This window comes from Heyndrickxia coagulans DSM 1 = ATCC 7050 (genome assembly GCF_000290615.1).
In the GTDB taxonomy this organism is placed as follows: Bacteria; Bacillota; Bacilli; order Bacillales; family Bacillaceae_C; genus Weizmannia; species Weizmannia coagulans.
Window position 1 is genome coordinate 1 of sequence record NZ_ALAS01000214.1, and the last position, 10082, is coordinate 10082.

Sequence of the window (10082 nt, forward strand, 5' to 3'; positions counted from 1 at the left end):
AAAAATAGATGGAAAAATTTTCTAAATGTGGATAAGTCATTTTATCATAAAACATCTAAAAATTGATGAATTTACTCTTCAGAACTGCCCGGTTACATCTGTACTTGCAAATCCGCCACCGTTGTAGTAGGCTGTATTGTCCGTTGTGTCACCTGGAGCAGGTGTAACCGTGGAAATCCCGGCTGCAATCGGAACAAATTCAGCTCCTGTCGTCGAATTCGGGTCTAAATTCCCTTTTGTGTCGATCTCAAACTTGTTTTTGTAGTTTAAGTTAAAAGCCATTCATCTCACTCCTTTAATAAAAGTTCAGCCTCGAAATTTGATACATATAAAAAGCCGTGAGTGTCAGCTTGCACCAAATTTGGCACGCTTCTAATCACGGCATTAATAAACTCAAATGTTCCATTTTTGCTTTTAATGTCACCACTTTTAAGCCCATCTATGAATCTATTGATGCTGAATAATGTGTTGAGGACTTGTAGCTGATCAGGGCTGCGAGCACTAATTTGAAAAGCATACATCCTGTCACGGCTGCCATCCATGAATCGTGTTTCCTCACCGATTGGCGTTAACATGAAGGCGATACCACTTCCTGTGCCGTCCACATTGATTTTAATGATTGGCACATCAATGGGCGCAAATAAATTGCAATTCGCTTCAATGGCATCAATCATGCAGTCCTGAAAATCGAGCTCATTCTCTGTCAAGGCCCTGTTCAACCCCTTCCTGTGCAACGGCAACCCACTTATCTCCACGCACTGCTTTCGCTTCATCAAACCAAAGGCCGCGTGCGTGCGGATTTTTATCTTTTGAGAAATTGTATTCCGGGTGATAGTAAAGGCGCCGCGCATAAGGCGTATCCCAAACGATTTCACCACGCTCAAGGTCTGAGGCTTGCAAAGATGAACGCTCTAATGTGCCCTTATCCTTCGGGATGTAGTAGTTACAGTCTTTTAATACTTGTTGGCTGGTTATGAATTGCCCATACCTCGTAGCCTTTTCAACTTTTCCTCGTATATTCCCGATATTGACTTGCACATTAATCATCTGATCACACCCCGTTTAGCCCGCATTCATAATGATGTACTTTATCTCCGGCCAACAGCTCATCTGCGCTTTGGATGACGTATTCCTTTCCCTTAAAAATGACCTTGTCTTTTTCTTTTGGGACAATCTTCAAATCCTGCTCTGCACCGTCTGTGATTTGTTTCGATGTGCTTACGTCGATAAACAACATAGATGCAAAGTCGATTGTTTCAGCGTTAAATCCAAAGGTAAGCTGTGTTTTCAACTGTGATTTTGGTACAACGCGAACATGCGTAATCGTCACGGGATCCGCGTAAGATTCACCGTATCGGCTACTACCCGAGTAGGACTGCAGCTGGACGGTGTGTGGCATCATGATTGGCGGAATTGGTCTTACAAAGATAGTAATCACCTCCGAAACGGAAGACAAACGGAATCACGTTTAATATACGTTCACGCCGCTATACATCAGCCCAGTTTGCGTTAGATACATAATGGCAGTTTCAGATAGCATTATATTTTTATTGCTATCCATCTGCGGATTAGCGTAACTAAACCCGCCGATGGATGCGCTTTGTACCGTCTGCATGCCCGCTTCCGTATGGCTGCCCAGTTCGTAAAAATATTCTATTTGCGCTGATATGGCCATTTTTACAAGCCACTGAATGCGGTTGGATAGCTTGGAAAAATCCAGCTGGCTCATCCGGAAAAAAGTAGCCTGATCAATCACGCGTTCGGCTGCGTTTGCGATTTCTGTAAACTTATCAGGCGGAATGGTCGTTCCGCCATATTCATTCGAGTAAAAATCCTGGTCAATGTATTTCATCGTCACTCACTCTTTTTTTGTTTGGCGCCTTTTGGAGCGGACAACTCCTGTTCTAATTCCGCCACACGGTCAAGCAAGCGATTATATTCTTGCAATGTAACCATTCGGCCGCCAGTCGCACGTTTTACGATATTGCCAGTCTCGTCAATTTGGTCATACCCTTGATTTAAAAACTTGGCTACTTGCCCTTCTGGTACATGCAAGACACGGTTTTCTTTCCTGACTTTTACTGTGCTCATTCTGTTACCTCCCTTATATCAAAACGGGAGCTCTTACGCCCCCGTCGAGCCTCCGCCGTCACTCGCTGGAGCAGCTGGAGTAATAGCAAATTTAATGCCTGGCGCTTTCTTCTCGATTGCAAATACATCCCAGTAGGCACGTTCGTAGTACAGGTATTTTCCGCCTGTTTTTGCGGACGGTTCATCCAAGCTGACAAATTCATATTTCATCGGTGCAATTAGCGATAACGGATGCACCAGAATCATGTTGATTTGTGCCGCTGAAGCATCAGCCACCGCACCATCCGTAAAGTCATAGATAGTTTTCATCCGATTAGAAGGAACAACTTTAATTGTCACCTCATCCAGGCTACGGACATTTCGATTAATAGAACCTGAATTCTGCGTAACCAAAATAGAACGCTGGACACTGTCAGCATTCTTCAATACTTTATTCACTGCAGGCGTCACATAAAGAATGCGTCCAGTTTGTGGCACTTCAGCTTCATCCATTTGCATCATCAGTTCATCATAGACCTGCAAAACAATAGCTTCCGTGATATTATCTGTTAATGCCGAACCACCATATTTGATAAATTCCGTATATAATTTTGACGCCATATATTTGTCCATTTCAGGAATTTTTTGTTCGTCGTTAAAAACGCGAGTAATGTTTGCAATAGTCAAAGCCATATTTGACTCGTCCACATCCACCGGGTCAACCAAAGTTGAAAATTCCCGGTCATGTTCAAGTGTTTTCGGTTCAAAATCATTTTCGGCACGGCGAGTGAAACCGCCCACTACATCACGATCGACATCAATGTATCCGCCGGTTGTGATTCTCGGAATTTGAATCGTCTTCGCGTTTGTCCATTTGATATTTTGATTGTTTGGCGTATTGTAGAGATCATTAAAAAGAAGACCCTCTGCAAAACGTTGTTGTAAAGCTTGCAAATACAGCTCAGCATAGTTTACTGGCATCATTTTCATCTCCTATTATTTAAGTTTGAATGCTTCAAGCCATTTTTCTACATCAGTGGTCGGCTGCGTTTTGTGCTCCCCAGTCGTGGTTTTAAAGCTCGGTTTTTGTTCAGGCTCTGGATCCTCCTTTCCCTGTCCAAATTGCGGATATTTTTCAAGCACTTTTGCTATGGCGGCATCCATGTCCACCTCATCATTGACCATTGTTTTGGCAAGCACGACCACATCCTCTACAGCATCTGCCTTCACTCCTGCTTTCATGGCGCTGATTTGAGCCTTTAGCGACTCATTTTCGGCCTGAACAGAAGAAAAATCCGCTTCGATTTTCTGCAACTTTTCAGATTGCAGTTCGAATTCGGATTTTTTAGCGTCTTGCTCCTCTTTGTATTTGGTCAGCACTTCTTGCAGCTCATCCACCTTTTCAAAACCGAGCTTTTTCAGCAGTTCAGCCTGGGCTTTGGTCTTGATTTCCTTTGTATCTACCTTTGGCGGCTCAGGATTTGTTTGTTCTTGTTTCTCCGGCTGTGTCTGTTGTGGTTGAGCCGGCGGCGTTTGGTTTGCAGGCGGTACCGTCTCTGTTTTTTGATCACCTCCTTGCCCAGTGTCAACTGGAACACCTCCGCCCTCTACTCCAGCCCCGGTGTCTGCTGCAAAAAATTGCAAGTTTAAACGTAGAATGTTAAACATTTGCATCGCTCCTCGTATTGGAATTAAAAAAGACGCCTATTGGCGACTTAATTTCACACATAACAGCGTTGATCCGAGATGTTGGATCATCTCCACCTATTCGGCAGGCTCATATGTTTTCTCAAAAATGTCCGGCTTGCATGGGTAAAACTCACCTTGCACACCCTTGATGATGTAATCACCTTTATTTGCTTTCAATTCGCCTTCAAGTGTTTCAATGGTTAAGATTTGCTCCGTATCCATGTACTCCATTGTCAACTCTTTACCGACAAACTTACATATATCTTGATAATTTTGTTACCTAAATACTGTACCGCTTCAATCACGACTGGTTTCTTTCGATATTTTAGCATTTGCGCTCACCTCACATTGTAGCCGGTATATTTCCGACAAATCATTTAATATTTCATTTTTTAATGATTTGCTCTCGATCATACCTCCGCGTTCTGCCGGTATCATTGATAAATGCCCTCATGTTCGCTTGCTTTTCCCTCACTTTCTTTCGGGCGGCGGCAACATCTTCTTTTGTACCGAGCCGCCGGATCACTTCAAGATTATTCTTGGCCTTGCGGATATCCCGTTCCATCTTGCGTTGCTGTTGGCTTTGCTCATAGGCTTTTGCATTTTCCTCTATCGGATATGGCTCATATCGCTTTACGCTTACACCTGGGATATACGGGTAAGGGTGATGATGGCAATTAATACCAAATATACCGGCGGGCTTTCCATATGTCGTGCTTGCCAACGAGGGATATTTCTTACTTTTACCGTTACGGTCAAATATCCTGCCCTGATAGGGAGCACATCCCGGACGAGCGCCAACGTGACTGCTGATTTCAATTAAGTCAACCCCATAGCTGTCCATCCGGTCGAATTGCGTTTGATTTGCCACATTGTTAGCGACTGACTTAACCACCATCGGAATATACCCTTCAATTGACCATTGTCGTCCTTTTTTGTCCACAAGTGCCGGAATGCCTTTTTCTGCCCATTTGGCTGCCGTATCTGCTACCGCCTGCTGATGGGTTTTCATGCCAGTCATGACGCTTACTGTCGACTGGGAGATAATGTCCCGGTAAACTTGTTGGCTGTTCTGCAAAATGGTCGAATTTGTTAAGTTGAGCGTTGATGTTGCCTGCCTCTGAAATGTGAGAAGTGTATTAAAAATACGCGTGTCTTGCTCGAGTGGCGGTGCTTTATCAATTTTTCCGTCATCAGCCAAACCACTCAACCAATTATCCATAGGTTGCACGCTCTGCTTCATGCTCTCTTTAATCAGCTTTTCCAACTCCTTTTCTGTCTTGCCGGTCATCAGTGAGATGAGTTGAATTACGTCTTTATTTAGGTCTCCGAGCTGCCGGAGCTTCTCAAACTTCCAATGCAATACATTGTCCTTTGTTATGTCCTGCTTTGTCTCCAGACGTTTTACAATGGCTTTGATGATGTCTATTTCCAGCTGCCCATAAATATTAATAAGGGGCTTTGCAAGCTGTTCCAGTTGGTTGGGAGTTAACATAGATTATCACCCTACCTCATCTGTTTCCGCCGTGTTCAGGAAGCTTTCCATCATTTGTGGGACCTGTTGACCGTTTTCCTGTTGGATTTGCGCCAGCCACTCACGAGCTTCTTCTTCCGGCAAGTCGAATATTCTCATGATTGCTTTAAGCTTTGGCATAAGCCCCATAGATACGAGACCGCTATAATAATTAGCGTTTGCCTGCCTGTCCTCTGCAATGGAGTCATCAAAGTCAATTGTCACATCAATATCCGGTATTGCCGGAAGCTCTTGATAAATGACAAGCAATTGCAAAATGGCCTCAATTAATTCTTTTATCCCGGCTTCAATCATGATTTCATGGCTATTTTTAGTCCGGAATGTTTTGCTGTTTTCCGAGATGACTTGTGTTGCTGTTTGGACGCTTGCCCCACCCGTAAAAGCAAAGGTGCCGGAGCTGAAACCAGTCTGCGCAGCCAGAATGTTCAGCAACGCATTGATTGCGGATATGTGTTCTTCTATCCGCAGTTCTGCGGCCATCTCTTGAATCATTTTTTGAGTATCGTTTTCCGCATAGCTGATATATGCTTCATCGTTTATGTCAAAGTATCTCTGCATCTGGCCTGTTTCCGGGTCAACTACTGTCCGGATCGCCGTATGTGGTACCATAATTCGGCGTTTTCCCAACACAAATTCGCGTTGAAAGCTGTCAAATGCGATATCAAGAGATTTTAGCGTGTCGATTGCATTCGCATAAATGGAAATGCCTAACGGTGAATCCGGTTCAAAATTGTTTGCAAGATTTGGCTTAACATACACAAACAATGGATGCGTAAGGCCTTGAATTGTTACGGTTTCTTCTAGGTCAGGATAAAGATCGGACAACGGCACCTTTGATCCTAGTGAACCCTTTGTTTTACTTTCATACAGCTCATTCGTGATCACATAGTCAGTACCGTCCCAATTGTGCCATTCAAGCAGCGTATAAAATTTGTCACCTTTCCGCGTCTCGTTAATGAACACGCCGGCTTGAATCTCATCATTTGTGCTTTGGGTCGGCAGGAAACAGTCAGCCCTAACAAAAGCGATCTTGATACCATCGTCATAATAAGGTTTCATGACAAATCCGCCCATGGCAAACCCATATTCGAGGTAATTTTGGAATCGTTTTTCAAACCGGTTTTCTTTAAAAATATCATCGATCAGTTCTTGAATTTCCTGATCAGACGAGATATTAATTACACATTTCTCATTAAAAACCAGTGAAGCCATTTCTTCCGCTATTACTTTTGGCATCTTCATAGATGCCCGGCGGCGTTTATGCTCATTTCCAGCAGCATCCGTCCATTTGGTGTCGTGAAATGGGATTCGTACATCACCTTCCTGGTAAAAAGGCAAATAGCCGTGGTATAAAGACTTCCATACTTCAATTCGGCTGTATTGTGCCTCACTCTCCTGTACGGCGGCCAGCTGTGAAACATTATTAATTTGTTTGATCAATCCCATTTTAGCGAGCACCCCCTTTATCTTGGCTAGGATGGTTCGAAACATGGCATCACCGCCTTAATATTTCAAGTTCAGTTTCCTTAAATTGTCATTTACATAGTATTGAAAAGCATCACAAGTATGGTCGTCCTCTTTGACGACTTTCGGGTCATCGCTTTGCAACGTGTCGGCATCCCATTGATACTTTTTGTGTTCTTCATAAAAGATTTGATTGTTACTGTTTCTGAGCATAAAAAAACGACCTTGTGCCAGCAGGTCCTGAACATTTTCGATCATGTTTACCTTTTTCTTTTTTGCAATCGGATGTAGCTGGATACCATAATCTTTCATGTATTGGTTTCGCAACGCTCCTTCTGCACTGTCTATCGTCCTCATATCGATGTTTCTTTTAAACCTCGATAGTTCCCTTTCAAACTCTTTCAAGTCGTCCGAGAACTCACTTGGTGCCTTCTTAACCACTCGATTTTGAGGGGAATAGTAAAAAGTATCGAGCAGAATAACATTAAGCCGTTTTGTAAGCCCAAACGCACAAAATGTTGTCGCCGATGTTTGGTATCCGGAGTCAATCGCGATATCGATCAGCAGCAGATCATCATCACTTGGCAATTCATCAATCCAATGGAAATGGTTCATATTGTAAACCATATCGCCAAGTCCGATAATTTCACCCGCATACATCCAGCGCCAGTAATCAAGATCATTTTCCTTGTATTGTTCAATTTTCCGGATCATCTGATGCGACAAGAAACCTTTTTCATCATCCATGTACGTTGAATGGTGAACAAAATAATCCGGATCGCTAGCTTTGCTATCTACCCATTCATTCACCCACTCATACGGGTTTCGAGGTGGGTTGTAAGAATAATAAATTTTTACTTCCTTTTCGCCCAGGTCCTGCCGGATGAATGTATCGGAAACAATATCGATATCCTCGACGCCTGCGAACTCGGCCAGTTCCTCGAACCAAAGTGCCATGACATATCCCTTTGCAATCTTGGCGGATTTGATTTTCATCGGATCATCAACGCCGTAAAAATAAAAAGCCGTGTTCGTCCGTTTGTGCCGAATGATCAATGGTGATTTTCCAAAGTAGAATTCATTTTCGACTTTGAGCATGTATATGGCCCATTTGATTTGTTCATAAACGGATGTGGAAAGATATTTTCCTACTTTCCGCAGCACCACAACATTCCCCTGATCATCATTTAAAAAATCAACAAGCAATTTCAAAGAGATGACCGAGGATTTCATGGATGAACGGCCGCCTTTTAGCACACTGTTTGGCTTCTCATTTAGCCAGAAATCATAAAACACTGGATTAATCAGGTCGGTTATCTTGATTGCGTTCATTCAAAATCCGCCTCATTTCATCCTCGTTGTTGATGATGATCGTCCGGTCGTCTTGGTTGCTTTCATTCGTGATTTCCTTAATCTTAGCTTTTGTTTTATCAATGTTTAGCTGCATCTGTTCAAGCTTCAGACGGCGTTCATCATCTTCGTGTGCCAGTTCATTAAACTGCTTGATCAAGCTTCGCAGTTCTGACATGGCCCGAGATTGGGCGTTAAGAAAAGTCGCCTGGCGATCCCAAGCGAATTGAAATTCCCACTCTTCTTCGTTCGTCTCGTAATTCTCCCCGATATCTGACTTGGTTTTCTTAATCTCCTTGATCATTTCATCTTTTGATTCAACGAACATTATTTTCTGCGCTCGTATAATAGCAGCATACTGAATCATTATCTGATCCCAGAGCATGTCGACGGGAGAATGCTCTTGAATCTCTTCCAGAATGTCCAGTGATTCCTGTGGCAGATATTTGGAGAAGAAACCGTGAGTGACAGCGTTTTGGTTTCCTTTTGGAGCCGCACCGCCTTTATTTCCTTTTGCATTTATATTCCCGACAGGTGCGCCCCTTTTATTTTTTGTGTGCACACTTTTTTCTTTGTGTGCACCCTTTTCACGCGTCCAACCATAACGCTTTTTCCATGACTTGACCGTATTTAAAGACACGCCATATTTTTCAGCAATGTCCTTGTATTTCATGCCTTTGACATAATCTTTTTCAGCTTGAATGTATTTGTCCGTCACCTGCTACATCACCTGCCACCTCCGACTATTTGTGTTTGTTTTGGAGCAAAATAAAAAGCACCCCGAAGGATGCTTAAATGTTTTCTCTGATTTCTTCTGTGTCTAATAATACCGTCGTATTATCATTTTTGTTTAAAGGTTTCAAGATGCCGTTTACTTTAGTGATATTGGAAATTATTTTATCAGATTGTGCTAATGTTATTTGGAAATTCACGCCAATCTCTGCATCTTGATGTGGATAGTTTTCTAATTCCTTGATTAGTTCATAAACCTTCATTTCATTCGCCTCCCTTCGTCAATAACTTCGACAAAAGAAGGCAAATTCCTGCAATAAAATAAGCCTCGAAACCGACAAGGTTTTAACCCAGGTCCACATTTCTGCTACCCCGTCTCGAATTAAGAAGCTCGTCCGGGATAACCTCGAACCCTTAATTATTCACCGCAAGGTGAATTATGGTTTTCGTGAAATTTCTCACGCCCCGGATTTTTCCTCTCCGGTCCTGCCTTCCATTTTACATATATTTTTTCTTGTGCTGCATCTATCCTGCAAAACCGGCAAATCCGGCATTTCCGGCAAATCCGGCATTTTCATACATAGCATTGACAATGTCTTCCCGTATAAGACGAATATTCCTTTCTGATAGTCCCATGTGCCGGCTAATGGCAATTACGCTCATCCCGTCCAGCAGGCACTCCAGCACAGCACGTTCGCGTTCTCCTCGTACACAATCAACATGTTCCTGAATAAATAGAACTTTCTTCTGCAGCCGATTAATCCATTGATGCGTTTTCTCCCGACGTAAAATTTCACGGTAAACCGGATCACTATTTGTTCCTTTTGGCTTCGGTAAGGCGGATTCTTCCCCATATTGGGATGTGATGTTGCTTCTCACTTCATTCTCCAGCATTTTACGCTGTCTCTTGATTTCGTTGATCATCCAATGATAATCCTTTAATGCCTGTGAGATTTCTTGCTTGTTCATCTTCCATTTCTCCATGCTCCGCCTCTCCCTCGCTTATATACGGGATCATAATATCCCATAAGTGTTTTTATATCGTGTTGACTTAATCGCTCTGATTTCGTCTTTCTCGGCCTTCCTCGTGGCTTATTTTCCTTATTTTGATTCTGCTTTCCCCATTTCTTCAACTCACCACGTAATGTGCCCATATGGATTTAAGTCAATATTTTGGACACCAATAAGTGAAATTTAATTTTGATCTCATGCCATATTTTTCATGACATCGCTGGTCGCTTGA

The 10082-nt window shown here is 42.9% G+C and carries 15 protein-coding genes; all 15 read right to left on the reverse strand.

What is annotated here, in order from left to right:
* Window positions 1-78: 78 nt before the first annotated feature.
* The 15 genes from IC21_RS11605 to IC21_RS11670 all read right to left on the reverse strand — a co-directional run bounded on the left by IC21_RS11605 (window position 79) and on the right by IC21_RS11670 (window position 9823).
* Window positions 79-282 (reverse strand): phage tail tube protein, encoded by a 204-nt coding sequence (locus IC21_RS11605; protein ID WP_050996532.1) that lies wholly within the window; start codon window positions 280-282, stop codon window positions 79-81.
* A 5-nt stretch (window positions 283-287) separates the two neighbouring features.
* Window positions 288-707 (reverse strand): hypothetical protein, encoded by a 420-nt coding sequence (locus IC21_RS11610; protein WP_029142847.1) that lies wholly within the window; start codon window positions 705-707, stop codon window positions 288-290.
* On the reverse strand, window positions 694-1047 hold the full coding sequence (locus IC21_RS11615; protein WP_029142848.1) for a minor capsid protein: 354 nt from the start codon (window positions 1045-1047) through the stop codon (window positions 694-696). Before IC21_RS11615 ends, IC21_RS11610 begins: the two co-directional genes overlap by 14 nt.
* A 4-nt stretch (window positions 1048-1051) precedes the next feature.
* A complete protein-coding gene (locus IC21_RS11620) occupies window positions 1052-1402 on the reverse strand; it encodes a putative minor capsid protein (protein WP_035176647.1) in 351 nt (116 codons plus the stop codon).
* 66 nt (window positions 1403-1468) lie between these two features.
* A complete protein-coding gene (locus tag IC21_RS15860; protein WP_029142850.1) occupies window positions 1469-1852 on the reverse strand; it encodes a head-tail connector protein in 384 nt (127 codons plus the stop codon).
* A 2-nt stretch (window positions 1853-1854) separates the two neighbouring features.
* On the reverse strand, window positions 1855-2091 hold the full coding sequence (locus IC21_RS11630; RefSeq protein WP_029142851.1) for a hypothetical protein: 237 nt from the start codon (window positions 2089-2091) through the stop codon (window positions 1855-1857).
* A 33-nt stretch (window positions 2092-2124) separates the two neighbouring features.
* Window positions 2125-3054, reverse strand: coding sequence for a hypothetical protein (locus IC21_RS11635; protein ID WP_029142852.1), 930 nt, complete (start codon window positions 3052-3054; stop codon window positions 2125-2127).
* A gap of 12 nt (window positions 3055-3066) precedes the next feature.
* Window positions 3067-3738 carry a hypothetical protein gene (locus tag IC21_RS11640; protein ID WP_029142853.1) on the reverse strand — a complete coding sequence of 224 codons (672 nt, stop codon included), beginning with the start codon at window positions 3736-3738 and terminating at the stop codon, window positions 3067-3069.
* Window positions 3739-3834: 96 nt separating this feature from the next.
* The gene (locus tag IC21_RS17615; protein ID WP_307189157.1) at window positions 3835-3990 is read right to left on the reverse strand and encodes a hypothetical protein; all 156 of its coding nucleotides are present in this window, start codon (window positions 3988-3990) and stop codon (window positions 3835-3837) included.
* A 154-nt stretch (window positions 3991-4144) separates the two neighbouring features.
* Entirely contained in the window at window positions 4145-5254 is a 1110-nt protein-coding gene (locus IC21_RS11645) for a phage minor capsid protein (RefSeq protein ID WP_029142854.1), read from the reverse strand.
* A 6-nt stretch (window positions 5255-5260) separates the two neighbouring features.
* A complete protein-coding gene (locus IC21_RS11650) occupies window positions 5261-6784 on the reverse strand; it encodes a phage portal protein (RefSeq protein ID WP_029142855.1) in 1524 nt (507 codons plus the stop codon).
* A 12-nt stretch (window positions 6785-6796) separates the two neighbouring features.
* Window positions 6797-8089: a PBSX family phage terminase large subunit gene (locus IC21_RS11655; protein ID WP_029142856.1), complete on the reverse strand. Its 1293-nt coding sequence runs from the start codon at window positions 8087-8089 to the stop codon at window positions 6797-6799.
* Window positions 8058-8825 (reverse strand): phage terminase small subunit, encoded by a 768-nt coding sequence (terS, locus tag IC21_RS11660; protein ID WP_029142857.1) that lies wholly within the window; start codon window positions 8823-8825, stop codon window positions 8058-8060. Before terS ends, IC21_RS11655 begins: the two co-directional genes overlap by 32 nt.
* 73 nt (window positions 8826-8898) lie before the next feature.
* Window positions 8899-9102, reverse strand: coding sequence for a hypothetical protein (locus IC21_RS11665; RefSeq protein ID WP_029142858.1), 204 nt, complete (start codon window positions 9100-9102; stop codon window positions 8899-8901).
* Window positions 9103-9364: 262 nt separating this feature from the next.
* Window positions 9365-9823 (reverse strand): LuxR C-terminal-related transcriptional regulator, encoded by a 459-nt coding sequence (locus tag IC21_RS11670; RefSeq protein WP_234969642.1) that lies wholly within the window; start codon window positions 9821-9823, stop codon window positions 9365-9367.
* Window positions 9824-10082 lie beyond the last annotated feature (259 nt).